The sequence below is a fragment of the Rhizobium cauense genome (assembly GCF_019511525.1).
GTDB classification, from domain to species: Bacteria; Pseudomonadota; Alphaproteobacteria; order Rhizobiales; family Rhizobiaceae; genus Rhizobium; species Rhizobium cauense.
Genome location: NZ_JAEUAT010000004.1, coordinates 290,605 through 314,947 on the forward strand (window position 1 = coordinate 290,605; position 24,343 = coordinate 314,947).

General features: G+C 56.8%; 22 protein-coding genes and 1 pseudogene. 5 read left to right on the forward strand and 18 right to left on the reverse strand.

Annotated elements, in window-relative coordinates; genetic code table 11:
- Nucleotides 1-11: 11 nt before the first annotated feature.
- The 3 genes from JNB88_RS09845 to JNB88_RS09855 all read right to left on the reverse strand — a co-directional run bounded on the left by JNB88_RS09845 (nucleotide 12) and on the right by JNB88_RS09855 (nucleotide 3,348).
- Complete coding sequence (locus JNB88_RS09845) at nucleotides 12-1,067, reverse strand: MBL fold metallo-hydrolase (RefSeq protein WP_220355300.1); 1,056 nt, start codon at nucleotides 1,065-1,067, stop codon at nucleotides 12-14.
- Nucleotides 1,068-1,295: 228 nt separating this feature from the next.
- A complete protein-coding gene (locus JNB88_RS09850; RefSeq protein WP_220355301.1) occupies nucleotides 1,296-2,180 on the reverse strand; it encodes an MBL fold metallo-hydrolase in 885 nt (294 codons plus the stop codon).
- A 649-nt stretch (nucleotides 2,181-2,829) separates the two neighbouring features.
- The gene (locus tag JNB88_RS09855; RefSeq protein ID WP_220355302.1) at nucleotides 2,830-3,348 is read right to left on the reverse strand and encodes a TIR domain-containing protein; all 519 of its coding nucleotides are present in this window, start codon (nucleotides 3,346-3,348) and stop codon (nucleotides 2,830-2,832) included.
- 769 nt (nucleotides 3,349-4,117) lie between these two features.
- Between JNB88_RS09855 and JNB88_RS09860 the strand changes: the two genes are divergently transcribed.
- Nucleotides 4,118-5,437, forward strand: a complete 1,320-nt coding sequence (locus JNB88_RS09860; RefSeq protein ID WP_220355303.1) for an MFS transporter — start codon at nucleotides 4,118-4,120, stop codon at nucleotides 5,435-5,437.
- Nucleotides 5,438-6,306: 869 nt separating this feature from the next.
- Here JNB88_RS09860 and JNB88_RS34570 read toward each other — a convergent pair.
- From JNB88_RS34570 to JNB88_RS09890, 7 genes and pseudogenes are all read right to left on the reverse strand, one after another.
- Nucleotides 6,307-6,615: an ArsR/SmtB family transcription factor gene (locus JNB88_RS34570; RefSeq protein WP_220355304.1), complete on the reverse strand. Its 309-nt coding sequence runs from the start codon at nucleotides 6,613-6,615 to the stop codon at nucleotides 6,307-6,309.
- Nucleotides 6,616-6,845: 230 nt separating this feature from the next.
- Nucleotides 6,846-6,911, reverse strand: a pseudogene (locus JNB88_RS34575) (hypothetical protein); the annotation flags it as partial.
- A 229-nt stretch (nucleotides 6,912-7,140) separates the two neighbouring features.
- Nucleotides 7,141-7,962: a YsnF/AvaK domain-containing protein gene (locus JNB88_RS09870; RefSeq protein ID WP_220355305.1), complete on the reverse strand. Its 822-nt coding sequence runs from the start codon at nucleotides 7,960-7,962 to the stop codon at nucleotides 7,141-7,143.
- A gap of 13 nt (nucleotides 7,963-7,975) precedes the next feature.
- Entirely contained in the window at nucleotides 7,976-8,359 is a 384-nt protein-coding gene (locus tag JNB88_RS34580; protein WP_220355306.1) for a DUF2382 domain-containing protein, read from the reverse strand.
- A 770-nt stretch (nucleotides 8,360-9,129) separates the two neighbouring features.
- Entirely contained in the window at nucleotides 9,130-9,456 is a 327-nt protein-coding gene (locus JNB88_RS09880) for a hypothetical protein (RefSeq protein ID WP_220355307.1), read from the reverse strand.
- Between the two features lie 400 nt (nucleotides 9,457-9,856).
- Nucleotides 9,857-10,318, reverse strand: coding sequence for a hypothetical protein (locus tag JNB88_RS33535; RefSeq protein WP_223217146.1), 462 nt, complete (start codon nucleotides 10,316-10,318; stop codon nucleotides 9,857-9,859).
- Nucleotides 10,319-10,992: 674 nt separating this feature from the next.
- Complete coding sequence (locus tag JNB88_RS09890; RefSeq protein WP_220355308.1) at nucleotides 10,993-12,210, reverse strand: SfnB family sulfur acquisition oxidoreductase; 1,218 nt, start codon at nucleotides 12,208-12,210, stop codon at nucleotides 10,993-10,995.
- A 311-nt stretch (nucleotides 12,211-12,521) separates the two neighbouring features.
- On the opposite strand from JNB88_RS09890, the gene JNB88_RS09895 reads away from it, so the two are divergent.
- Nucleotides 12,522-12,959 (forward strand): hypothetical protein, encoded by a 438-nt coding sequence (locus JNB88_RS09895; protein WP_037129446.1) that lies wholly within the window; start codon nucleotides 12,522-12,524, stop codon nucleotides 12,957-12,959.
- A 101-nt stretch (nucleotides 12,960-13,060) separates the two neighbouring features.
- On the opposite strand, the gene JNB88_RS09900 is transcribed toward JNB88_RS09895, so the two are convergent.
- Together JNB88_RS09900 and JNB88_RS09905 are read right to left on the reverse strand one after the other, a co-directional pair.
- On the reverse strand, nucleotides 13,061-13,693 hold the full coding sequence (locus tag JNB88_RS09900) for a hypothetical protein (protein WP_220355309.1): 633 nt from the start codon (nucleotides 13,691-13,693) through the stop codon (nucleotides 13,061-13,063).
- Nucleotides 13,694-13,897: 204 nt separating this feature from the next.
- Nucleotides 13,898-14,812 carry a LysR family transcriptional regulator gene (locus tag JNB88_RS09905; RefSeq protein WP_220355310.1) on the reverse strand — a complete coding sequence of 305 codons (915 nt, stop codon included), beginning with the start codon at nucleotides 14,810-14,812 and terminating at the stop codon, nucleotides 13,898-13,900.
- A 135-nt stretch (nucleotides 14,813-14,947) separates the two neighbouring features.
- On the opposite strand from JNB88_RS09905, the gene JNB88_RS09910 reads away from it, so the two are divergent.
- The gene (locus tag JNB88_RS09910) at nucleotides 14,948-16,183 is read left to right on the forward strand and encodes a urate hydroxylase PuuD (protein ID WP_220355311.1); all 1,236 of its coding nucleotides are present in this window, start codon (nucleotides 14,948-14,950) and stop codon (nucleotides 16,181-16,183) included.
- Nucleotides 16,180-17,523: a guanine deaminase gene (gene guaD / locus JNB88_RS09915; RefSeq protein WP_220355312.1), complete on the forward strand. Its 1,344-nt coding sequence runs from the start codon at nucleotides 16,180-16,182 to the stop codon at nucleotides 17,521-17,523. The genes JNB88_RS09910 and guaD overlap by 4 nt, the downstream gene beginning before the upstream one ends.
- Before the next feature lie 40 nt (nucleotides 17,524-17,563).
- Here guaD and JNB88_RS09920 read toward each other — a convergent pair whose 3' ends face one another.
- A complete protein-coding gene (locus JNB88_RS09920) occupies nucleotides 17,564-18,379 on the reverse strand; it encodes an IclR family transcriptional regulator (RefSeq protein WP_220355313.1) in 816 nt (271 codons plus the stop codon).
- 87 nt (nucleotides 18,380-18,466) lie between these two features.
- Nucleotides 18,467-18,799 (reverse strand): helix-turn-helix domain-containing protein, encoded by a 333-nt coding sequence (locus JNB88_RS09925; RefSeq protein WP_220355314.1) that lies wholly within the window; start codon nucleotides 18,797-18,799, stop codon nucleotides 18,467-18,469.
- Between the two features lie 111 nt (nucleotides 18,800-18,910).
- Here JNB88_RS09925 and JNB88_RS09930 point away from each other — a divergent pair, with 111 nt between their 5' ends.
- Nucleotides 18,911-19,828, forward strand: a complete 918-nt coding sequence (locus JNB88_RS09930; RefSeq protein WP_220355315.1) for a LysR family transcriptional regulator — start codon at nucleotides 18,911-18,913, stop codon at nucleotides 19,826-19,828.
- Between the two features lie 47 nt (nucleotides 19,829-19,875).
- Here the strand turns inward: JNB88_RS09930 and JNB88_RS09935 are convergent, their stop codons facing one another.
- From JNB88_RS09935 to JNB88_RS09950, 4 genes are read right to left on the reverse strand one after another with little or no spacing between them, the layout of a single operon-like run.
- Nucleotides 19,876-20,946: an ABC transporter ATP-binding protein gene (locus JNB88_RS09935; protein ID WP_220355316.1), complete on the reverse strand. Its 1,071-nt coding sequence runs from the start codon at nucleotides 20,944-20,946 to the stop codon at nucleotides 19,876-19,878.
- A gap of 15 nt (nucleotides 20,947-20,961) precedes the next feature.
- Nucleotides 20,962-22,482 carry a DUF5060 domain-containing protein gene (locus JNB88_RS09940; protein WP_220355317.1) on the reverse strand — a complete coding sequence of 507 codons (1,521 nt, stop codon included), beginning with the start codon at nucleotides 22,480-22,482 and terminating at the stop codon, nucleotides 20,962-20,964.
- Between the two features lie 34 nt (nucleotides 22,483-22,516).
- Complete coding sequence (locus JNB88_RS09945) at nucleotides 22,517-23,401, reverse strand: ABC transporter permease subunit (RefSeq protein ID WP_156142430.1); 885 nt, start codon at nucleotides 23,399-23,401, stop codon at nucleotides 22,517-22,519.
- Complete coding sequence (locus tag JNB88_RS09950) at nucleotides 23,398-24,297, reverse strand: carbohydrate ABC transporter permease (protein ID WP_220355318.1); 900 nt, start codon at nucleotides 24,295-24,297, stop codon at nucleotides 23,398-23,400. The genes JNB88_RS09945 and JNB88_RS09950 overlap by 4 nt, the downstream gene beginning before the upstream one ends.
- Nucleotides 24,298-24,343 lie beyond the last annotated feature (46 nt).

Consider the following 24,343-nt stretch of genomic DNA (forward strand, 5'->3'; position numbering starts at 1 on the left):
TTGGCTGCGCTCTAGTCGACCCGAATGCTTTGCTCCATAGCGTAGCATTGGTCCCAGATGAATGTATCGAACGCGGCTAGCCTATCCTTCCATTTCGGTGTCATCGTTGCAACACATTGACTAGCGACACGCGCCGTATAGTCACTGACAAAGGCCCAGGAGTTCGCCGGCTCGATCCCGGTGGCCGCCGTGGCGAAGGCTTGGCCGCGCAAGGCTGCGGAGGCCGCGGCCTTGATGTCATCATTGAACTCGATCTGTAGTTCTACGTCCTCATGTGTGCCAATGCGGCTCACATGTCCGCCAACCAGCTTTTCAAATGGATGGTGGCCAAGTTCGCGAACTTGCTCAAAGTACCCCGGAATATCCTGAGCGACGCCAAAGCGTCGGAACGGCATCCAGCCTGGAAAGACAACATCGACAAACATGAGAACCTTCTGGGCCGGCGCGTATATCATGATGTTGCCGGGCTCATGGCCATTTCCGGGATACGAGAGCTCGAGAACTTGAGATCCCAGTTTAAGGGTATACCGTTTGTTGAACGTTACATTTGGAAGAGGGCGCTGCGAGTCTGCGTCACGCACCAGTAGGCGTTTTGTCTCAGCGTGAGCGATGACTACGGGAATGTCTCCGAGACCGCCCGCGCCGCCAATGTGGTCGGCATGCGAGTGGCTGTAGATAAGATACGTAATTGGTTTGTCGGTAACCTCGCCAATAGCTTCCTTGAGTTTCCCGGCATAGGACGGAGGAGCATCGACAACGACAACGCCGTGATCATAGACCATAAACATCGACTGGTAGGCGTTGTCGGTGACCATATAGAGACCCGAGCCAAGGCGTTCGATCCGATAGCCGTTTTTTCGGTCAATCTCCGGCCCCTGTGCCGAACCCGGTACTTTCATGAATGCGGCCGGTCTGACCCCAATCGGAGCGATTTCAGGCGCTTCGATGGTCGTGCCCATGTGCTCGCCGTTGGTACTTTGCGCGTACAGTGGGGCTGACGTCATAATCGCCGTTGCCAACGCAACGGCGCGAACACCCTTGGATCCATCTGTTTTTTCGGATTTCATCACATGATCCTCGTTACGTGCCGCCTAGTGCTCCCGAACATGAGCGCGGTAGCAAAAAAGGGACCGAGGCTGCCCAACCCGCAAAGGACTAGAGCCCGAACTAAGTTGTCCGGCTTGGCAGTCGCCACCCCGAACGAAAACCCCGCTACCCAGCAGCACCTGCGGACATATTTTTCAGTGTCCGCTGTTACTCCATTGTTTGCTGACTTCATGTGGCCAATACGCAGCCTATTTCTTTGGAAGCCATTCGAAATGATCTTTCGTCGACACGACCCATCCCACGCCCGGGTAGGGAAAATGTGGAGCGAAAATGAGCTGGTGATCCGTTGCAAGCTTGGTGAGCACACCTCGTCGGCTCGCCTCGCCGACCGCAAGATCGCTATCGTACCCCATCGCCCAGTCTGGCTTGGCAAGGGAAACAATGGAGCTGTGAACCGTGTCGCCTACGTCCAGCAGCGTCTTGCCTTGAGATGAGATCATGTATCCGACGTGGCCAGGGGTGTGTCCCGGAATGCGGACCGACTTGATGCCCATAGCCACATCCTCTCCAGGTTTGAATGTCTTCACCTGCGGTGCAATCACTCTAGTGATCTCCGCCATCGCAGGCTGCGTGTGAAGCCAATCCCAATCGGCTTCCGAAATCCTTATCACGGCATGCTTGAACGCTGGTTGTCCGTCTTTAGTGACAAGGCCGCCTATATGGTCGCTGTGTACGTGGGTGATCAAAACCGCCGTCACTTCCTCTGGCGCGATGCCTGCTAGGGAGAGGCTGCTGACTAGCGCGCCAGGTATCGTCGGACCTAGCCCCGCGTCAATGAGGATAGCTTCGCCACCTTTCCGGACGAGTAGGGCATCAACGGATAGTGTGATGGCCCCCGTCGTTTGTCCGGCCTTTGTGAGAACCTCAGCCACTGCCTTCGGCCCTACATCCGCGCCAAACACGGAACCGTCGTTCGGTACGACGTTCACCGCATCTCTCAGCGAAGTGATGCGGAAGTCCCCCAGAGTGAAGGTTTCAGCACCGGGCTGCGCAGGCTGGGGGCCTGTGTCACCTGCAAGCGCTTCGGCGGCAGCGAATAGCGTGATCAGGATTGAAACGCATATGGATTTCATGTCTTCTCCTTTTCCGATTAGACCATCACGATCCGCTACAGGGTTCTCAGACGCAGGTGACTTGCGCCAGACTAACTTGCGTATAGTTCAGGCACCGCCGAGCGATCCAATAACTGGGAAATCTGGAAAGCTGACCACGGCGAACGTCCGCAGGGTTCACGCGTTTCGGTATTGCGCTGACCTTTGGAACATGGAGCAACCGCCCCGAAGATCGCTACCGAGGTGAATGCGAAGCATGCCACTCTGCAAAAGGCGAGCGCCCTTTTAGCATTGATGGCCACGTTGGAATCCGAAACAACGGCGCTCCAAGTCGCTCTGGAAGCTCGGCGTTCGACCGCTCAAATCACGGCCTCGCAGCTAGATCGTGCGAATGCCGCGTTGGCTACCGCAGCGTCGCATGTCGAGGCCGTAATCCATCAGTTGAACCAATATGGCGGACCTGCAATCGGGAGCGTTCTTGAGGGATGCTCAACCCGTCAGCTATTCGAGTTACTTGCTCTCGGACGCTGACGTAGGACGCGCGTGGCAGTAGGCAGAGGAATTGGGCTTTGACATGACTAACTATGCGACCGACCAACAGAAGGGCTAGTTACTAAACACTAATCATGGCAAGCAGGCTTGCGGAGATGAAGAGCTGTTTGCCGGAGACCTAACGCGGTTCAAGTTCTGCGATCCGATCGCGGATAGTCGCACTGGCCTTGTCGACCTTTGGGGGAACTCCGTTTTCGTAGCTGAGGTGAGTGATCCCGGCAAGGTCGGTCGGGACCTTTACCTTCTTTCCATTAGGAACTGCGTAAAAAGCGCGCTCAATTCCCATTTTGCCAGCGAAGAGGCCAAGCTCGAAAACGGTGTTGTCCCTTGGCGAATTGAGGAGTTTTCGTCGGCTCCAAAGGCTGTCATCAGGGCTGAAAATAGCGACTACGAAATCCATCTGATCCAGCATGCCCCGCAAGCTGTTCATTGTGTTAGTCGATGGCTTAAAGACCCTGTCATCCGCCCATACTTGGATGTCTCCAACTGGAGACAGTGCCGCCTCGAAAGCTTTCGCTACGGGTAACGACTCCGACGCCGACGCGACAAAGACCCTCGGACGCGCGTATCTTGGCCTGATCATGCCGCTCCGCTGCCTAAGCCGCGCCCCTAATTCCTTGGCGAGTTGCCTCGACATACTTGGGACTTGGTGCACGATATCGGAAAAATCAGCTTCCTGAACCTCGAGTGCCCGGTAGGTTCGGATGGCGGCTCCACGCACCGAGTCCGACAACAGGTTGCCAATCGCCTTGCGCTTCGAAAATCCGCTGACGGGGAGTGCGCGCTCGAGGCATTCGCGGAAGAAGTGGAGGAAGCGGGCGAAAGGCGATTTTCACTGAACTCAAGGGCGGTCGCGTGTACCGTCCCAGGTTGTGTGGGCGATCTTTCTCGGGACGATCTCGCGACGGTGGAGTTATTGATGGGGAGGCAGTTCTTTTGATGCATGCCTACAAATCCCGAAATCCCTGTGTCGATACCGTCCAGTAGAACCTGCGTGGAGGGTCGGCCGCCTTAGTCGTCATCGAGCGGCGTAAATCTTCCCACGGGACGAGGAGGAAGCCGCCGGCCAAAGCGACCTGGCTGAAAAAGGCGTCCGACAGGGGCGAAGCCGTGATTGCCCCGGAAAGCCATGATAATCCGAGGACCAGCGCGGCGATTATTGGTCCGGCGGCCGCTTTGAGCTTTTCGTTTAGTGATGCCAATGTTTTCGTTCCCAACGATATCAAGGCGGAGATTCGTCGCTACCTCCGCCCGAGAAAAGCAAACCGACAAACGCGCGAGGGTTTCAACCATACGTGCGTATAGTCGCTGGTGGCAGGTGAGGGTGTTAGGCAGTTCTCCTAAAGGTTGATCGGTGAGGCAGTCGGCCTATCTCACCCGCGTGCCGAATGAGAAAGAGAACTGTTGTGATTGTCGAGAAAGAACTTATTTCAAAGATTACATGGCGCTTGATGCCGTTCCTGGGCGTTCTTTATCTGATCGCGTATATCGATCGCCAGAATGTGAGTTTTGCCAAGCTCGAAATGGTCGATGCCCTTGGGATGAGCGAATACGCTTACGGTCTCGGTGCGTCGCTGTTTTTCATCGGCTATTTTCTTTTCGAGGTGCCGAGCAATCTGCTCTTGGATCGGTTCGGCGCTAGCAAGTGGTTCGCCCGGATTTTGGTGTCCTGGGGCTTGGTCACCATTGCACTGGCCTACACGCAGAACGCTACGATGTTCTACCTACTGAGGTTTCTGCTGGGAGCGTGCGAGGCGGGGTTCTTTCCGGGCGTCTTGTACCTTCTGACACTTTGGTACCCTTCATCTTATCGCGGACGCATGGTCGGGCTGTTCATGATTTTCAGCGCAGTCGCCAACGCAGTCGGCGCACCATTGGGCGGCGTGCTGCTCGATCTGGACGGTCTCTACGGACACGCGGGCTGGCAATGGGTCTTCCTCGCTACCGGATTTCCGGCCGTCATCGCCGGGTTCATCACGCTGTTCTACCTCTCGGACCGACCGGAGAGCGCGAAATTTCTTAGCGCGCAGGAAAAGGACTGGCTCAAAAGTCGGCTTTCTTCAGAAAATTCCGGGATGGAAGCGAACGCCGGCGATGGCTTCAAAGCTCTGGTCAACCCACGCGTTCTCTTGATGTCGGCTTGCTACATCGGGTTCCCACTCGCGGCCTACGGATTGAGCTATTGGTTGCCCACGATTGTGAAGAGCTTTGGGGTAAGCAACACTGCCAACGGGTTTCTCAACATCATCCCATGGGTTCTTGTCGCGATCGCACTCTACGTGGTCCCAACCCGGGCAGACAAGGCTGCCGCCAAAACCCCGTACATCGTTATTCCCGCGGTGATCGGAGCTATCTGCCTGGTCCTTTCCGCCGTCATCCCCAATCATCTTCTCCAGTTCGTGTTTCTCAGCATCGCTGCAGCGGGGATTTTTGCTGGCCAACCCGTATTCTGGAGCCTTCCATCACGCTTTCTAAGGGGTGCGGGTGCGGCGGCTGGCCTCGCGGCGATCAACTCCGTCGGGAACCTCGGGGGATTCGTGGCCCAGAATGTCGTGCCGTGGATCAAGGACACGACCGGCAGCACCATCGCTCCGATGTTCTTCCTTGCCGCCTGCCTGGCGGTAGCGGCGCTCCTTGTCCTGATCGTAGGCAGGATGATCCCGCGAGCCCCTGATCGCGTTGACGTCGGCGGTAACGCAGCTCGCGAAACCGACGCAGTGACTTGAGGAGGTTTTGAAGGCGGCGGCTGCAAGAAGCGGCTTAGATTGCAACAATGGTGATCGGTGGGACCTTGGTCCAATGTGCAGGCGAGGTTCACTGACCTACAATTCTCGGATGCCAAGCGCCAGGGCACGAAGGATCCGGGAGCAACGATGGTCACCGCCGCGGTCCTGGCACCGTCGCCCCATCAATGCATCGCTTGGCTATGGAGATGATGTCGGCGGAAGACCTGAAGATTCGGGGTTTGTGGTGAGTAAGTCTTTTGAAGAAATGACGATCATCGAGAGACACGAGGCATGCGCCCGTCTGATTTGTCTCCTTCACAAGATGCACCAAGATTCAGCAGGTGACGGAAACGAAAACCTCGTAAGGGCCGTCGAGGACATGTTCCGCTCGATTCAAGCTGCGCTGCCGTTGCTGCTAGACGGCGACGGAAGTCGAGCGGCGGATGTGATGAAGCAGGCTACGAAGCTCATCATCGCTAACCTAGACGTTGATGGCAGCACCTCAGATGGTATCCTTCATTGATAGGCTTTCCACTGCCCGTTCGCCCTCGATGGGACTTCAGTCCAGCTTTCGTATAAAGTTAAAGCGATTTATCGTCGTTGAGCGTCGGCGGCCCCTCCGCCATCGCCTATGCGAAGGAACCGCGGCTTCAGCCCAACTCCAGCCGTGGCTTCTTCGTATAAGCTCGCATTTTACAGCCTCGATTTTCCCGCCCGTCAGGGCGTTCAGGAGTTGCGCCCCAGGGCGACCTCGGGTGGCGTAGCCCTCGGGGCAATCCAATAGGAACCGGAAAATCCAAACTGGTGTCACCCTTGCGTCCCGGTAGCGTTCAAACGTGTTGGCGATACGCACCCGCCGAACGACAGGATCACGCGTCTCTCTTCGATGATGGAAACTGTAGGAGTCGCAAGAGCGGCTTAATCCTCGGATCGGCTACCTCATAGTACGCCGAGCGCCCAACCTTTCGGCGAGCAAGGACGTTCGCCGTTCGAAGCTGAGCTAGGTGCTGGGAGACCATCGCTTGCGGGACGCCAACGCTTTGCTGGATATCGCTAACGGTCTTCGCTTCATCCACCAGAAGCAATAAGATCAAGACTCGTGTCGGATGCGCTATCATTTTGAGAAGATGGGTTATCTCTCTAGCGTTTTGAATTGAAGTTCGCCCAAGATCATCCATTGCTGCGGTTCGAAATTCCTGATTAATTTTCGGTTCCCCCGGAGATAGTCTCTTCAGTCGGAAATCAATAGTGTGATCATTATTTTCGTGCACATGTTCGGCCAGGATGCGTGCTGGGATGGAGATATTACCGCCGCACTTGTTGCCCTGCTGACGGTCCCCCTTATTCGAGCTTCAAGAGTTTACGGAACTGGATAGTCGCTAGAATTGTGCCGCCGCCATCGGCGATCTCAAGGGCCATGCCGTCGCCGTTCCTCCTGCAGCGACATCTCGGCGACCATTTCCTTGGCGGCCCGTCTTGCCTCTTTGCGGGCCGTCTCGAGGTCCGGGAGTTCCGTTCCTTCTAACTACCGAAAGCCCCGAATACCTTCTCGGTTGGCTTCAGCTTTCACTCAGATTCTGTTGAGTTTCGGGCGAGGTCGCGTCCCGCCTCGAACCGCACCTCCGGCATAGAACAAGCCGTAGAACGCGAGAAGACAGAAAGCCCGGCTGCGTAGCCGGGCTCTCGCGCATTCTCAGCCGTTGTCAGTCCTGACGAAACGAATTGTTCTTTCCGGTCTGAGACTGTCCAAGGCCGTTCTGGGACTGCGATTGAGGGCTGCGTTCGTCATCGACTTCGACTTCTGTCTTGCGCACAGTCTCATTAATTGTCTCGGTTCGACCAGATGCGGTCTTCCTAATGCCTATCTCCTCGACCACGCGAGCTTCCTTCCGCACGACAGCTTCTTCGTGATGCTCTTCAGCCGAAATCATCCGATCCCGGAAGGCGTCGTCAGCGTCGCTCACTGGACGATCGACTGCTCTGCGCTCGATCTCGACGTTTTCGTCATGGAGGCGAACATCTTCGCTGACGGGCTCTTCGACCGTATAGGCTCTGACGCGAACGGAACCGTGGTTCACGTCTCGCTTGCCGACACGAAGATTTTCCTCGACCACTGGAATGGTCTGGGTGCGGTCACCGGCATCAAAAACATCCTCGCGGGATGCGTTCGCCTGCGGGACGACGCGGTCGAGATCGTCATCGAATTTTCGCTGTTCAGATAGGCCGGAGCCCGCGACGCGCCCGCGTTCCGTGGCCGCGTTTCGGTCGTACGTGGAAGAGCCATAGGCTTCATTGGATAGAGACTGCCAGCCTTCGGTACGCCATTGATCGGCGCGCTCGTCGATATCGATTGAACCCTCGTCATCGAGAAGGTCGTGAGCCGATTCGTAGTTGGCATCGTCTACCTGAACGGAAACCAGAAATCCGCAGCGGCGAAGGCCTTCGGCGTAAGTTGCACGATCCTCATCTGGAAAGAACCAATCCTCAAGCGTGGCCCAGAAGCCGGATCGGTCGTCGCTTGCCACGTTTGTGCGGTCGCTATCGCTTTCGTAGCCGGGAAGGAAACGAATGGAATCGTTGCCAATCCCAACGTCTTTCAGTCGCGAAATCGCGTTCTCCGCTTCCGACCAACCGCGTCTCGAAGAATGCCGACAGTGTGTTGTAGGAAGAGCCCGATACGGAAGCCAGGGGCGTTCTCGTTGTACAGGTTAGCCACGATTTTTCTCCTTGGCTTGCTTGTCGTTCGAAACCATCGATCCGGACGCGCTCTACGTCCACCTCATCTCGGCGAAGATCGAGCAGCAGGTCCTCGTGAACCTTGCACGTCCTCGTCCGAACCTCGACACATCCGTCGGCGACGAGCTCCTTGTCGACCGAGAGCTTCTCCTCGGTAACCCCCAGCTTGAGTTTATTGTCGTGCATTTGTTTTACCTTCCGGGGAGGCAAACGAAGACGATTCCGGATGGTTCCGAAGTTGATCACCGTCGTCCGAGATGGTCTTCGATCGCACAATCGGCCTCGAAGTAACGCATGGCTTTGCACGACACCCAGCCTTGCCGCGCCACAAAGTGGACGTTCTCGACGCCCAAAGTGGTGCAAGAGGAGAGTTACAACTTACAGCACACAAGTTCAGGGAGGGATGTCATGCAACGACGAGATGACCTTAATCTCAAGATGATGTCGAACGCCGTTCGGGCATGGTATGTTTATTACGAGGAAAGCCCGGATCAACGGACATCCACCGTGCTATCCAGCGCGGCTGTTGACTTGTACCGCAAAGGTCATCGCACGGCGGAGAACATTGCCGCAATGCTGATCGGCACATACGTTGGACTGTATTCGACGAGAGTAAACGCTCCCACTTCACGGGCCATCCACTAACTGGTTTAGCGAAGCTGACATCACGCCCGGGGGGAACCTTCTACTGACAGGCGACTGGGCGTGGATGGCTGCGAACAGAATTCTGCCGCTGGGGAAGCCAAGCTCCTAACGGCCGAGCACATCGGCTATTTGGACAGCCTCTTGTCGCGCGTCGCTTGCCCTGTAGGGATAATGTTCCCAACACCACCACCTAGTTACCTCGGATTTTGAGGAGGAGTGACCGAAGCCGCCCCATACGCTGCATCCAGCGACAGAACACCAGTGATTAACGTGCATAGTTGCGCCAACGGCGCTGCTGCGGCCATCAAGGCTCATGATCCGCGGTTCCCGAGCAATCTCAGTGACCAACCTGCCTTCGGCGGATTTAAGCCGTATTCACGGAAGCGACGGTCGGCCTCCTTCACGGCAAGGGCTCGGGCGGAGCCAACATCAGCTGCCCAGATGGTGATCTTCATTTTGCCCGTCATGAACGTATACCGCCTGGACGTCTTCTTGCGGCCCGCCGTGAAGCCGGCCTTGAAGCCGCGCCTGTGTTCCAGTTCGTCATGAGTTGACCTGAAGTCATCGGTCTGCGCCGCCCACCATGCGTTGAAGGCGGTTTCAAAATCGCTCGTTATCTTCGGAAGGCGAACGAGCATTTGCGGGGCTTCCATACGGTAGTTTGAATGATACATCTCGTAATGTTCCCATTTTGTTCCTTGTCGCTATCAAAGTCAACCTCCTCGTTGGTGGACGAAAGAGCTGTGCTACATTCTCGGTAACCCAAGGAGATCAAATTGCGGGACGCTTTGAGGCTTTCGCCGGAACAGCTCGTCAGTGATGCGATTGCCAATTCGCGGCTCGACGGCTTCGATGTTAGCGACGAGACCAGGATCGTAGGGCTACGCGTGGCCATTGGTGAAATGTCTCTGCAACAGCTGGAAACTTGGGAGAACGAGCAAGCTGTGAAAATTGAGCCACCGTCGGGCGGCCGAGATGAGCTTCCAGCAAACGCTTGCGACAGCGTTGAGCCGGGTAGGGAGGACGACGCCCGAGGGATTAGCCGACCGTTGAGACGGCATGGACCTTCATGTCATCACGCACTTCGTAGAACCTGTTCCCATCGATGTAGATGGTGTGGCACGACGGCTTCTCTCCCTTTGGTGTCGAGCACGCCTTATCGCCCTTGAAAGTGAGCTTTGTCTTCACGTCTATCATTTTTCCGTCGACCTTGGCCTTGCCGGTGATCGATGCCTTTTTCCAGTTCCAAACCAGATCAGTGGTCACCGGCTTCTCGAAATCGAAGATCTCGACTTTCACTGGCTTCCCGTCGGCAAGAGCTTTGAACTCTTCCATCGTGGCCTTCTTGGCGGTAGCGGGGATCTCTGGAGGCTCGCCGGCATGCGCGCCGATACCATGAACACGATCGCGCCGATGCTTAAAAGAGCCTTTCTCATTTTGAAGTCCCTCCGCCCCAATGCTGATACCCGCTAATTTAGCATCCAATGGTTGCTGCCGCAATGTGGAGACTGCAACCACTTACCCCTGGGTCCGTTCATGTCGAGCAGGCTCAGAGCTGGTTGACTCTGGGGGGCAGGGAGCTTTTCCGTCTGTTGGATCGACCGGCTACAGCGTCCGCATCTTGGACCGGCCCGGCCCTGTGGAATGTCCGCCGGACAATTGCTATGCGTTGGCTTGAGATTTGGCGTATACTGAAACGGAGGGATGGTGCAACCGGTGCTTTTGCTACGCTGGGGAGCGAAAGCGGTGACCTGACAGCCAATCGGCCTTCCTTTATTCGCCAGTCATTTGATACGGGCAGGACCCTGATTCGTTGACCATTTGGTTGACCAGCCGCTGGAGCACCGCGAGCGAATTCCTGTCGAGCCGCGGCGGGGCGAGGCGCTTCGAACCGTTGCTGTCGCGGTCGTTGAGCGTTCCAGACGCCGAAACAGCTCGGTGGGCCGCGGGAGTGACCAATCCATGGGTTCACTAAGTGTTTGGAAAAGCCGGCGATTTCCTGTAAAATAGGAGGGGCAGGAGGCGATTTAGAGCCGTCAGCCTGTTGACCAGGAGAAGCCGACGATACGGGCCGCACGGCGCGAATTCCTGGAAAAAGTGGTGGGCCCGGAGGGACTCGAACCCCCAACCAAGCGGTTATGAGCCGGCGGCTCTAACTCTGGGATCCTGTCGCGTTACAAAGCGCCGCTTTTCGGCGGAATAGCACCGTTCAGATGGTAGTTGCCGACGACGTGATATTTCCAGCGTACCGGATCGTGGAGCGTATGCGTGCGCGCGTTTCGCCAGTGTCGGTCAAGATTGAGATCGAGCTTGACCGAAGCAGTCCCTGCAAGCTCGAAGAGTGTGTTGGTGGCCTCGAGCGCAATCTCGCTGGTCAGGACCTTCGCGGCCGCCACGGCAAGTGTTGCTGTGACGACCTTGTTTTCCGTCGCGTCGATTTGTGCTGCGTCAACCTTGCGACCGGCTCGCTCCAGCGTTGCGGTGGCCGCATCTAGTCGAATGGCGATCTGACCAACTCTCGCGATCGTTAGCGGATCGTCCGATGCCTGTTCGACACCGCTGTTCGTCCACGGGCGTGACTTTGTGCGTACAAAGTCAAGCGTTTCGGCAAAGGCTGCGCGAGCGATGCCGAGATCGATCCCGGCGTGGATAATCTGACCAACTGAGCCGATCGTCGTTGGACGCTCGAACCCCTTTTGGTGGTGCACAACGGCATCACCGTGCACGTAGACATTGTTTAGCGCCGTGGTGCCGCTGCCCGTCACTCGCTGACCGAAGCCGTCCCAGTCGTCGACGATCTCGACGCCTTCCGTTCCCTTCGGAACAAAGGCCATGACCAGCCGCTCTTCCTCATCGAGTGCGAATATTGTGATCCAGTCCGCAAACAGAACGCCTGTCGAATAGTATTTGCGTCCATTGACACGATACCCGATCCCGTCGCGTATGATGCGGGTATTGTAGTGGCCTACTGTCTTCGTGCCACGCTCCGAAAGTGCGTTGCCGAAGCGATCGCCCGCAAGTGCACGGCCGAAATAGTAACGCTTCTGCTCTTCCGTTCCGTCCGTGCGTAGTGCCTCCAAGATATAGAAATGGTTCTGGGGAATCTGCCCGATTGAGCCATCTGCCTCTGCAAGGATGGCAGTGATTTCGGCAAGCACCGAGTTGGAAACGTCCAACCCGCCATACTGCTCCGGAACGGTGATTCCGAGCAGACCGGATTTCGACAAGGCGTCAAGCTCGGCGTAGGGGAGCAGCCTTTCCCTATCACGCCTCGATGCTGTTGCCTTAAACCGCTCGGCGAGGTCCTGCGCGACAACAATCGCCTCTTGTTCGTTCTCTAGCACGTTGGCGGCAGATCGGTCCGAGTTGAGGTGGTGCAGTTGCGCGTTCATAGGCTGTCTCCCGTTTACTTCGGCGCCACGATGCAGCATCCTGAGAAAGGCTTCGAGGCAAGACTTTTCCTTTTTGGCGAGCGGCGGAACTCACGCTTTCTTTAATCTATAGAAATCATAGGTTATTGCCGCCGGCGGCATGTGTGGGAGGAAGGCAAAGGGATCCAATCCATGGCCGGCGTTCAACTTATTTGCAACTCGCACAAAACGTGTCGAGGCGATCTTGATTGGTTTTCGCCGTCCCCTAGCTCCGTTAATTAGGGCGTACGTGTGAATGGGGTTGCGTATTTCTCAGCCAAATGGAGCCCACCATGAAACACCAGACATTGGAGCAACTGCAACACATCGCGGATATCGACCAGGAATATCCGCACCGGGTTATGTCGCGAAGCGAGCGTCTCGAGCGATGGGTGGAGCTCCTCGATCGTGCTCCGCATCGGCGGCTGGCAACTCTTTACCAGACCGAGCATCAACCGACCGCAGTGCTAGCGCTCCTGCGCAGCGATAACTCACCGATCTCGGTGGCCTTCGAAGATCCGATCATGCGGGCAGCCGGGCTCGAAAATGATACCTATGGCCAGGCCAAGAAGTTCTTCGGCCTCTCCGATGGCGAGTTGCACAATGTTTTGTGCTATTGCCATTTCGGCGCGACGGTGAGTGCAGCGACAGCGGCTCACTATGTGCGGGGTGTCCTTGGTGTGGAACGGCCAACTCTGTTTGCTCGCTTACGGGCCATGTTTTTGGGATAGATAATCCGCCCAGAAACGCTCGCGAGCCTGGTCAATGCTCCCTCTCCAGCCGCCGGTTGGGCAAACGGCGGCCCTTGGTGTACGAGCGGGAGTCTCGCGACCTACTCGTCGCCGGACAGACCGGTCTGCTGTTCCAGATTGCTGAGGCATGCGTCGTTGTGAGCAAAGCGAAAAATGCTGTAGACTGCCAGGCCCCAGTCCTCACTACCCGATATGGTGACGCTCGCTGATTGTGCATTTTGAAACTTGCCGCTCAGATTGTCCCACTGTTCAAACACTTGTCGTTCCTGCGCGATAACGGCATCACGAAACATCCCGTCCTTTCCAAATTTGGCCGTAACGACGTGATCGACCTTTTCATCGGCGGGACCGAACTCGGTGGCGAGCAAGGTGGCCGCTTCGTGATAGACCTGTCGTGTCGTCGTGCCCCGCTGATCGTCGTCGATATAGCGTGACACTGCAACCACGTTACAGATTCCCATGCCGCGGACGTACGCAAGCACATATTGGTCAAAGAGGTCATTTCCGTCGGGCAGGCTCGTGCACGCGTACTGTCCGGTTGCACCCGGCTCTATGCCCTGGATCGGCTTGCAGCCAAGCGCAGAGGGCGAGGCATCCTGGGCAACGCCGAACGGGCGAAAGGTAGGTACGCTGGTCTCTTGTGGCGAAATGGACGCCGTCATGGTCGAGCTTGCAGCGAGAGCCACGGACGTCAGAATGTCAATTATGGCCATCGAATCTCTCCCGGGTGAGATCGGGCAATACCACAGCAACGGTTATCAGAAACCCAATTGGGCGCCTGCCATGGTGTCGCAACCCGACTTTCCACAGCCTTTCGTTCCAGCACAACTATACTTAAGGATCGAAACCCTCAGGACGCGCGTTGTTCCATCACGATTTCGTACGTTTGGCGTTGCAGCGAGCCACTGACGCAATCGCTATTCCAGAATTCTGGCGATGAGCCGCTGACAGCGCTCGGTCATGAAATCGATCATCAGGCGGACCTTGGGGTCCTGGAAGCGCTTGTGGGGATAGATCGCCGCCAATTGTACATTCGCCGGCGGGGTATCCGTGAGGATCTCGACTAGCGTGCCGTCGTTGAGGTGGCTCTTAACCTCGAAAAGTGGTTTGTTGATGATGCCGCGCCCCTCCAATGCCCACTGCGTCAGCACATCGCCATCATCAGAATCGAAGGGGCCCGAAATTTCGAGTTTACGCAAACCCTCCTGGGTCTGAAGCGTCCAGTAATACTCCTTGGAGCCGGGATAACGCAGCAGAAGACACTCGTGCTTGTCGTTGATCAATGCATCGGCATCGGCGGGTATTCCACGCCTTTCGAGATAGGTTGGGGCGGCGCAAATCACGCGTGCGCAATTGAGGATATTGCGCATGCGCAAGTCGGAATCCTCGATGACTCCGAGTTTGAATGCGACATCCACGCCTTCGCCAAGAATATCGATATTGTGATCGGAGAGGCGAAGCCGGACTTCAATATCGGGGTATCTGTCGTGGAATTCCGGGATTCCTGTTGCGATCAGCCGCCTTCCGATGCCGAGAGGCGCGGTAATTCGCAGGGATCCTTTCGGATTGTGTGACAGATCGGCAATTGCGCTCTCAGCTTCGTTGATGGCATCCAGGATTTTCAGCGCACCCTGGTAAAAGACGCGGCCATGTTCGGTCGGCGAGAGTTTTCGCGTGGTGCGGTTGAAAAGCCGCACGCCAAGATGGCGTTCCAGTTCGCGGATTCGGTTGCTGGCAACGGCCGGCGTAACCCGTTGGTCGCGTCCGGCAGACGACAACGTCCCAAGCTCAACCACCCGGACAAAGACGCGCACATTATCGAGATAGGACATAAGTCTTCCTGAAGTCTTGCGAAATGGAACCGTAGCACAGGTGATCTTATAGATTTTTTTGAAAGTGTTGAGGATTAACCGCCGTTTCGGCGAGGGTCAGGGAATGGCAAGAGTCTCCCAAATAGGGAGAGTTGCATGTACGAATATGCCATCGCATGGGACTGGCTGACCTTTGCCGTCCGCTGGCTTCATGTCATCACGGCCATCGCCTGGATTGGGTCCTCCTTCTACTTCGTGGCCCTCGATCTTGGGCTGCGCAAGCGTCCGGACCTACCCATGGGTGCATATGGCGAGGAGTGGCAGGTCCACGGCGGTGGTTTCTATCACATACAGAAGTATTTGGTGGCACCCTCGAACATGCCAGAGCATCTCGTATGGTTCAAATGGGAATCCTACGTTACCTGGCTGTCAGGGTTTGGCATGCTTTGCCTCGTATATTATGCCGGCGCCGATCTCTACCTGATAGATCCGCACGTGCTCGACGTGTCCAAGCCCATTGCAATCGGCATCTCCCTTGCGTCGATCGCCCTTGGCTGGATTGTCTATGACCTCGTCTGCAAGTCGCCGTTTGGCAACGACAACACGCGGCTAATGGTGTTGCTCTATTTCATGCTGGTGGCGATGGCATGGGGCTACACCCAGCTCTTCACCGGGCGTGCTGCATTTCTGCATCTCGGCGCCTTTACCGCGACGATCATGTCCGCGAACGTCTTTTTTATCATCATTCCGAACCAGAAGAACGTTGTCGCCGACCTCATCGCCGGGCGCACTCCTGATCCTGCACTCGGCAAGCAGGCCAAGCAGCGCTCCACGCACAACAACTATCTAACGCTGCCTGTCCTCTTCCTGATGCTGTCCAACCACTACCCTCTGGCGTTCGGCACTCAGTTCAACTGGATCATCGCCTCGCTCGTCTTTCTTATGGGCGTGACGATCCGACACTACTTCAACACGCGTCATGCAAATGCCGGCAACCCGACCTGGACGTGGTTGGTCACCGTCCTTCTCTTCATCGTCATAATGTGGCTGTCGACGGTACCACGGATCCTCACTGGAGAGCCCGAGCAGATTTCGGAAGCGCAAAAGCCCTTCCTGGCGGCGGACGTGTTCCCGAAGGTGCGCGATACCGTCCTTGGACGCTGTTCGATGTGTCACGCAAAGGAGCCTGGCTGGGAGGGTATCATCGTGCCGCCTAAGGGCGTGATGCTCGAAACGGACGTGCAGATTGCAACCCATGCCCGTGAGATCTACCTGCAGGCCGGCCGCTCGCATGCGATGCCCCCCGCCAATGTCACGGCCGTCTCGGATGACGAGCGCCGCCTGCTTGTCGCTTGGTATGAACAGGCCACTAAACAAGGAACTGCAGAATGACAGAGATACTGATCCGCGGTCGTGTGCTGACCTTTGTCGAGGAGCCGCGGCATATCGATGACACGTCAGCCTTCCGATATTTCGAAGACGGTGCTGTCCTCGTCCGCAACGGCAAGATCGCCGGCCTCGGCCACTTTGCCGAGGTGAGGAAAAGCACATCAGTCGAAACGCAGATCGCCGACCACCGGCCGAATCTCATCCTCCCGGGTTTTATCGACACGCATCTTCATTTCCCGCAGACCCAGGCAATTGCCTCCTATGGTGCGCAGTTGCTGGAATGGCTGAACACCTACATTTTTGTTGAGGAACAGAAATTCGCAAAGCCAGAGCACGCATCGATGATTGCAGGGCGCTTCATGGATGAACTCTTATCGAATGGCACGACAACTGCGGCTGCCTACTGCTCGGTGCATCCTGAAAGTGTCGACGCCTATTTCACAGCCGCAGAGGAGCGCGGCATGTTGGTGATCGGCGGCAAGGTCATGATGGACCGGAATGCACCGGAAAAGCTCCGCGATACGCCGCAACAAGGGTATGACGAGACAAAGCGGTTGATTGCAAAGTGGCATGGTCGCGGCCGCGCGCAGTACGCAATCAGCCCGCGTTTTGCGATCACGTCGACACCGGCGCAGATGGACGCCAGCAGAGTGCTCGTTGCGGAGCACCCAGATTGCTATGTCCAGACCCATCTCTCGGAAAATCGCGACGAGATTGCCTTCGCAACGTCGCTCTATCCGGACGCGAAGGACTACACCGATATTTATGCCCGTTACGAGCTTCTATCGTCGAAAACGCTGCTTGGGCACTGCATCTATCTCAGCGATCGAGAGGTGTCTGTTCTTGCCGAGACCGGAGCGGTTGGTGTCTTCTGTCCGACGTCCAATCTCTTCCTCGGCAGTGGGCTTTTCGACCGCGACCGGTTTGATCGCGCCGGTGCGAGGTACTCTGTCGCCACCGACGTAGGTGCAGGGACGAGCTTTTCAATGCTCGAAACCATGGACGAGGCTTACAAGGTGCTGCACTTGCAAGGACAGCGGCTTTCACCGCTTAACTCCTTCTACATGATGACGCTCGGCAATGCGCGTGCGCTTGGTCTTGATGATCGGATCGGCTCGCTTCATCTCGGCGCTGATGCCGATCTCGTTGTCCTCAACAGTCGTGCCAAGCCGTCGATGGAATTGCGTATGCAGGTTGCTTCGTCCCTGGTGGACGAGCTTTTTGTGATGCAGACAATGGGCGACGACCGGTGCGTTGCGGAGGTTTACGTCGCTGGCAAAGCACGCAAACACCCTCTTCAGCGGCCCCACCAAATTGAACGACCCGAGCCGGAACTTATATGACGCGCTGATGCCTCGGCCAATCCTCTGTGACAGGCCGAGGCTAAAGCTCCTCGGGCCTCTTGCCTCCCATGGCCCGGGTCAAGCGATCGGCACTGTCGCGCACAACGGGTCCGAGCAACGACGCCTTCTCATCACTAATCCGCACAGAAGGGCCGGAAATCGAAATTCCGGCGATTGTCTCGCCGTACTCATTGAAGATCGGGGCTGCGACGCAACGCATTCCGACAGTATGCTCCTCGTCATCGAGCGACCACCCTCGACGGCGGATCTCCTGAATATCACGCAACAAGGAAGGAAGCGTATTTCGGGTCCTGTCGGTGAAACTCTGGAGCTTTTTGCCTGATAGCAACTGGCCAATTTCCTTGTCAGACCAAGTTGATAGAATAGCTTTGCCAATGCCAGACGCATGGATTGGTCCGCGCTTTCCCGGTCGAAAGAAAGCCCTCATCGGCGCGTGGCTTTCCATTTGCGAGATGAAGACAACATTACCGTCGTCCTCAATTCCGATATTCGCGGTCTCCCCGGTTTCTTCCATAAGTTTCTTTAGAAAGGGGCGGCTGATCGTTCCAACCTTGCGGTTGCGGAGGAAGGCATTGCCAATTTCGAAAGCGCGCAGCCCAACGGTCCACAAACCGGTGTCGCTGTCATTCACCACCATACCGTGCGCGGACAGCGATGTGAGCAGGCGATGTACGGTTGAGGTTGCCATTCCTGTCGCATCTGCCAAAGCCGTTAATGTCGATCCGTCGGCCTCAGCAACGATTGAAAGCAGCACGAGACTGCGATCGAGAACCTGGACGGACGCGGGGGCCGCGTTCTCACCTGCTTTGCGTCCGCGTTTGGACCTTGTGTCCATCATCAGTTTCCTTTTCCGGCAAAGCATTCGTGGATGCCCGACATGCCGGATATTCGACTCGTCCCGTGGCGAACAATGGTGGTTGAACTATTGACGACTTTTTGCCGCGACAATCGCTTCCGCCTGTATGACGCACAGTTCGACCTCTTGTTTGCTCATGCCATTGGCAGCATTGGCAAAGCGTTCGATAAATTCCGCCAATTCCGGATCGCTAGTAGTCGTCGATACGCCGAGCATCCAGTTTGGCGAAGTTCCCAGAGCGGAAGCAATTCGGACGAGTGTGACCAGGTCGGGCTCGCGGCGACCCGAAGCGTAGTGGGCGTAACGGCGCTCGTCTAGACCCGCCCGCCGCGCTGCTTCGGCGTTCGAAATGCCCAATTGCCGGGCTCTTTCCTGTAAGCGTCTAGCGAGTGTCTCCATAGGAACACTTTGTTCCTCACTGACACGCCTCTGGCCACGAACAATATGGAGTGATATAAGAACAAAATGTAGTTTTCGAAACTGGGCTGTTGTGGCCGGAGGGATTAGTCGATGGAACTGCGCCAACTTTCGTATTTCAAGGCAGTGGCCGAGGAACTGCACTTTGGCAGGGCGGCAGCCAAGATGCGGATTGCCCAGCCAGCGCTGAGCAATCATGTCATGTCGTTGGAACGCGAGCTTGGCTGTGCCCTGTTCATCCGCTCCACCAGGCGGGTCGAACTGACGAGGGCAGGGGAGACGTTCTACGATCGCTGTGTCCGCATCCTCAGCGAGGTCGAGCTCGGCACCGAGCTGACGAGGGCTGCCGGCGGCAGCCGCATCCGACAGATCAGGATCGGCACCGTCTATCCCGCCACTATCGGCATGCTGCCGACGTTCCTGTCGAAGATCGCCCGCAAGTTCCCCGATGTCCGCATCCATATCTCGTCGGGCAACACCGGCGACATCATCCGCAACCTGGAGAGTGGCCAGATCAATCTCGGCTTCATCCGCCCGGTCGAAAACATCGGCTCGCTGCGCTTCTTCTCGATTGCCCATGAGCGCTACTATCTGGCCGTTGGCCATTCCAATCCGCTGGCAAAGCGCGATGACATTTCGATCGATGACCTCCGCGATCAGAAGATCATTGCCTTCAACCGGCAGAACCTGTCGTTCACAGAGCGCTACTTCAATGAGAAGTTCGAGGAGTACGACCTGACCAAGAACATCGCCTATAGCTGTGATGACACCTGGTCGCTGGTATCACTGGTCTCGGCCGGGCTCGGTATTGGCTTTGCGCCGGAATGGACGCTTGAGCTTCCAAACCGTGCGTTTGAGCTGAAGAAGGTGAGGGGGATCGACTTCCGGATCGGGCTTGGCGTTGCCTGGAACAAGGAAGACCCAACTGCCTCACGCGACGACATCGTCGATATCGCGAGGTCATTGGCAAGGCCGCCTGGAAAAGTCGGCAGTCGCGAACGAGCACAGTAATCTTATGACTGTCGATTGATCCGCGCAGGTCAACCCTTCGAACCGGACTACGCATCCAGGCGTTGCTGGGTTTTCTGGTCGAAAAAGTGAACCTTCGAGGTCCCTAACGAAAGCTTTACTCGCTGCTCGGGGACAAGTTCAACGCGCTCTCTGACAACCCATGTCAGTTCCTTGCCTTCAACTTCTACAGCGACGTGGGTCTCGGAGCCGGTCGGTTCGATGACTTTCACGACCGCATCGACCCCTTCCTCACCGGCCAGCGCGATGTCTTCGGGTCGAATGCCGAGCACCACGGCCCTGCCTGCCGATGCGCTCGGAGCGCTAGAAAGGTTCACCCGTGCGCCCCCTACGAGGGTCAATGCCGGGCTGCCTGCGTTCTGAAGAGTTCCCTCGAGGAAGTTCATGGAGGGCGACCCCAGGAAGCCGGCGACAAATATGTTGCGCGGGCGGTCATAAAGTTCGAGAGGGCTGCCAATCTGCTCGACTCGGCCACCCTGCAGAACAACGATTTTGTCAGCCATGGTCATGGCTTCGATCTGGTCGTGTGTCACATAAACGATGGTCGTTTTTAGACGCTGATGCAGCGCCTTGATCTCCGCACGCATTTTCACCCGAAGCTTGGCGTCGAGGTTGGACAGCGGCTCGTCGAACAGAAAAACCTTCGGATCTCGAACGATAGCCCGCCCCATGGCAACGCGCTGCCGTTGGCCGCCGGATAATTGTGCGGGCTTACGCGCAAGCAGAGGTTCCAAGCCAAGGACAGCAGCGGCCTCGCTGACTTTCTTGTCGATCTCTGGCCGTTTCACACCTGCAAGCTCGAGGGCGAAGCCCATGTTCTGGGCGACGGTCATCTGGGGATAAAGCGCATAGTTCTGGAAGACCATCGCGATGTTGCGGTCCTTCGGCTGCAGATCGTTAACGACCCGGCCGTCGATGCTGATCTGCCCGGATGAGATTTCCTCAAGGCCGGCGATCATCCGCAGCAAGGTCGACTTGCCGCAGCCGGAGGGGCCGACAAGAATCACGAACTCACCGTTGGCGATGTCGACGTCGACGCCGTGGATGATGTCTACCGCGCCGAAGGACTTCTTTACGTTCTTTATGTTCAATCCAGACATTTGGAACTCCCTAGACTAGCGCTTCCTGCGAACCCGCAGCGCCTGGTACGGTTTGCGTGGAATAGCGACGCCGAAGGCGGCGTCCGGTTTTCCACCACGTACGATTGCTCCATGGCGGGTCGGATGGGGTACAGGCGCCGCGATCTTTTCGGCAGGCGTTATGGTCATCTCCCAGGTATCGATGACATCGACATCGTAGTCATCACTGTCCAGCGGCAGGCCGGATGACCAAACGATGGGCTGGTGCTCACCGAGATAGATCAGCCGGAAATCTCTATCACCGTCGCGAGCGCCAGACACCCGCGACCACGGCCACTCGCCAAGTATTCCAAGGGGTTCCAGCCCGTGCTTCACATCTGCTTCGAGAAGATCTCTGAGGAAGCCGATGCGCTTCCAGGCTTCGCCACGCAGTTCGCCCCCCTTGGCCCACCAGATTAGGTCCTGCGGGTGGGAGTAGGTTTCGCCGTGGCCGGCATAGCCCCCCCGCGTCATCGTAATCCAGTAGCGGTGCACCAGTTCCTGCGCGGAGAGGTTGCCCCAAGACTGCAGAATGTCACCTTCATATTCCGGTTCGTCGTTGACGACCGGCTTACCGTAGGCATTTCGCCATTCCTGGGTGCGCTTGACGTCGGGATTTTGAATGCAGGTGTGCGTGACCCAGGGCTTACGGTGGTCAAAATTCGCTGTCACGTCGCCATTGTGGATCGAGCGAAGGTGCTGGTATGGATCGTTTTCCTCGAGAATGTGGAAATAGCGATCCCATTGGGCCATCGGCTTGGTGTCGATCAGGAAGTCGTACTCGTTGGCAAGCGACCACCAAACATTCCTGTAGGCCGACAGGCGCGCCGCCAAATAGGCGACGTAGCGGTAGTCCTGTTCCGCTGACATGTCCGCATAGCCCCAGCGATCATAGGGGTGGAAGATGATGATGTCAGCTTCAATGCCCAGCTCGCACAAGGCTGCAACCTGTTTTTCAAAGTGGCGGAAGAGCACGGGATTTGGACGGTCGAAGTCTTCCTTGCCCTCGGCGCCTTTCTCGAAGCAGGCATAGAGGGGCTCGTTGACGTTGTAAGGGTAGTCCTTCGGGAAGACGCCCATGCGGATCTTGTTGAACTTCGTCTTCTTCAACGTCTCGAGAGTCTGCTGCTGCATCTCAAGCGGCTGGTGCGTCCAGGCATAGCAGGTCGTGCCAAACGAGAAGAAGGGTGTCTCGTCTGCGTAGGCAAAGTGGAACTTGTTGCGGACCCGGACTGGGCCATGGTTGCCCGGAGAAGGTGCCGTGGCAACTAGGGCTCCAGTCTTGCCGTCAAGCGCTCCGGTCTTCGAACTGGTACGGAAGGACCATTCGCCCTCGATATCGGGCATGAAGCGAACCCGATAGACACCATTGCCGTCGTAAAAGCCTGGTACCCGTACCTCCCGGCTCTTGTGCACAAAGATGGCATCGAACGCCACGTCGAGATAGGGGTTGCCATCGGAGGGCCCTTGGAAGGAGGCCTCGAACACTCCCCATTTTTCGACTGTTGCATCGGACATTGAATACTCTCCTCGTAGAATAAATCTTGCGGCCTCAGCCCTTTACCGCACCGGATGTGAGGCCGGACACGAAGTAGCGTTGGAACATCAGGTATACGATCGTCGCGGGCAGGACCGTCATGACGATGGCGGCGTTGAGTTGCCCGTAGTTGCTCGAGAACTGGCCCTGGAAGGACATGAGGCCGAGTGGCAGCGTCCACATCTTCTGGTCTTGCAGAAGGACCAGTGCCATCGCGAATTCGTTCCAGGTGGATACGAAATCTAGGATGAGAAGGGCGGCGAGCACCGGCAGGCAGACAGGAAGGAATATCCGCCTGAAAATTGTGAAGTGTGTTGCTCCGTCGATCAGGGCTGCCTCCGACAGCTCCTTCGGAATCCCTTTGAAGAAGCCATGCAGAATAAACACCTGGTAGGGAACGCCGAACGCGATATAGGGAAGGATGACACCCGGATAGGTATCGATCAGCCCGAACGAATTTACGAGGGTGAAGAGCGGTGCGAGCATGACCTGGAACGGGATCATCGTGCCGAAGACGACAAGCAGCAATAGAACCTTGCTGAACCTGAGCTTTATCTTGGCTAGCGCGTAGGCCGCCATTGCCGACAGCATCAGACCCAGCGGCACCTTGATGACGGTAATAATGACGCTGTTGAAGAACGAATTGGCGAAGTTGCCTCGACTCCACGCACCACTGTAATTGTCAAACGCAAGCTCGGTCGGCGGCATGAACGCGCCGGTGCTCGTTACCGCGGCAGGCGTCTTCAGGGAGGTGAAGACGATGAAGACGAATGGTGCGACCCAGATCAGCGCCACGATCACCAAGGCGATCCAGAGGCCAATCAGGATGGGATCATGCTTCATCGAGGACGGTTTCGCATCGAGATGCACATCGGCAGGATCGGTCGGGATTGCTGTCACGATTCAACCTCCTCGTGCTTCTGTGTCCACCGAAGATAGGGAATGACGACCGCCATGGTGATCAGCAAGAGAACGACCGAGATCGCTGCGCCTCGGCCAAAATCGAAGATCTGCATCGCTTGCGTGAAGGCCCAAAGTGCGAGCATCTGCGTGGACTGGGCCGGACCGCCGCCTGTCAGTCCGTAGACAATATCAAAGGCCTTGAGCGACGAGATAATAGAAAGGACGAGCACGATGGTAATGGTCGGACGCAGCGCCGGCAACGTCACGTGTTTGAAGACGGCCCATCGGCCCGCCCCGTCGATTCGCGCGGCTTCGACGAGCGTCTGAGAGACGTTTTGCAGGCCGGCGAGGAACAAAACCATCGAAAAGCCGACCGTCTGCCAGATATAGGCGACGAACACGGAGTAGAGGGCTATGTCCTTGTTGCCCAGCCAATCCTTGATCCAGGCCTGCATGCCCCAAGAGGTCAGTATCTGGCTGAAAAGACCGAAGAACGGGTCATACATCCACTTCCACATGGTCGCGACCGCGATCGGGGCGATGATGACCGGCAGATAGAAGATTGCCCTCAGGCTGTTGCGTCCGAAGATCTTCTGGTTGAGGCTGAGCGCCAGGAGGAGGCCCACCATCGGTGGAAACACCAGGCTCATCAGAGTCCAGATAACCGTATTGCGAAAGGCAACCCAAAAGACGGGGTCGCGTGTGAAAATTGCGCTGTAGTTGGCGAGCCCCACAAACTGGCGGTTCGCGTCCAATCCATTCCATTTCTGAAAGCTCAGAAAAACGACGTTAAGCATCGGATAAAGCGCAAACACTGCGTAGATTGCCAATGCTGGAACGAGCAGAATAAGCGCTTGAATGCGGGGATCGTGGGAAGTTTGACGTAGTGACATGCTCTCCTCCTGGCAGCGCAAGGACCCTGCCAGCTCATTGAACGGT

Bases quoted from the DNA above. Each gene is read 5' to 3' on its own strand.
- JNB88_RS09845 (WP_220355300.1), bottom strand. From the start codon at position 1,067: ATGAAATCCGAAAAAACAGATGGATCCAAGGGTGTTCGCGCCGTTGCG.
- JNB88_RS09850 (WP_220355301.1), bottom strand. From the start codon at position 2,180: ATGAAATCCATATGCGTTTCAATCCTGATCACGCTATTCGCTGCCGCC.
- JNB88_RS09855 (WP_220355302.1), bottom strand. From the start codon at position 3,348: ATGTCGAGGCAACTCGCCAAGGAATTAGGGGCGCGGCTTAGGCAGCGG.
- JNB88_RS34570 (WP_220355304.1), bottom strand. From the start codon at position 6,615: ATGGATGATCTTGGGCGAACTTCAATTCAAAACGCTAGAGAGATAACC.
- JNB88_RS34580 (WP_220355306.1), bottom strand. From the start codon at position 8,359: ATGCACGACAATAAACTCAAGCTGGGGGTTACCGAGGAGAAGCTCTCG.
- JNB88_RS09880 (WP_220355307.1), bottom strand. From the start codon at position 9,456: ATGCTCGTTCGCCTTCCGAAGATAACGAGCGATTTTGAAACCGCCTTC.
- JNB88_RS09890 (WP_220355308.1), bottom strand. From the start codon at position 12,210: ATGAACGCGCAACTGCACCACCTCAACTCGGACCGATCTGCCGCCAAC.
- JNB88_RS09895 (WP_037129446.1), top strand. From the start codon at position 12,522: ATGAAACACCAGACATTGGAGCAACTGCAACACATCGCGGATATCGAC.
- JNB88_RS09900 (WP_220355309.1), bottom strand. From the start codon at position 13,693: ATGGCCATAATTGACATTCTGACGTCCGTGGCTCTCGCTGCAAGCTCG.
- JNB88_RS09905 (WP_220355310.1), bottom strand. From the start codon at position 14,812: ATGTCCTATCTCGATAATGTGCGCGTCTTTGTCCGGGTGGTTGAGCTT.
- JNB88_RS09910 (WP_220355311.1), top strand. From the start codon at position 14,948: ATGTACGAATATGCCATCGCATGGGACTGGCTGACCTTTGCCGTCCGC.
- guaD (WP_220355312.1), top strand. From the start codon at position 16,180: ATGACAGAGATACTGATCCGCGGTCGTGTGCTGACCTTTGTCGAGGAG.
- JNB88_RS09920 (WP_220355313.1), bottom strand. From the start codon at position 18,379: ATGGACACAAGGTCCAAACGCGGACGCAAAGCAGGTGAGAACGCGGCC.
- JNB88_RS09925 (WP_220355314.1), bottom strand. From the start codon at position 18,799: ATGGAGACACTCGCTAGACGCTTACAGGAAAGAGCCCGGCAATTGGGC.
- JNB88_RS09930 (WP_220355315.1), top strand. From the start codon at position 18,911: ATGGAACTGCGCCAACTTTCGTATTTCAAGGCAGTGGCCGAGGAACTG.
- JNB88_RS09935 (WP_220355316.1), bottom strand. From the start codon at position 20,946: ATGTCTGGATTGAACATAAAGAACGTAAAGAAGTCCTTCGGCGCGGTA.
- JNB88_RS09940 (WP_220355317.1), bottom strand. From the start codon at position 22,482: ATGTCCGATGCAACAGTCGAAAAATGGGGAGTGTTCGAGGCCTCCTTC.
- JNB88_RS09950 (WP_220355318.1), bottom strand. From the start codon at position 24,297: ATGTCACTACGTCAAACTTCCCACGATCCCCGCATTCAAGCGCTTATT.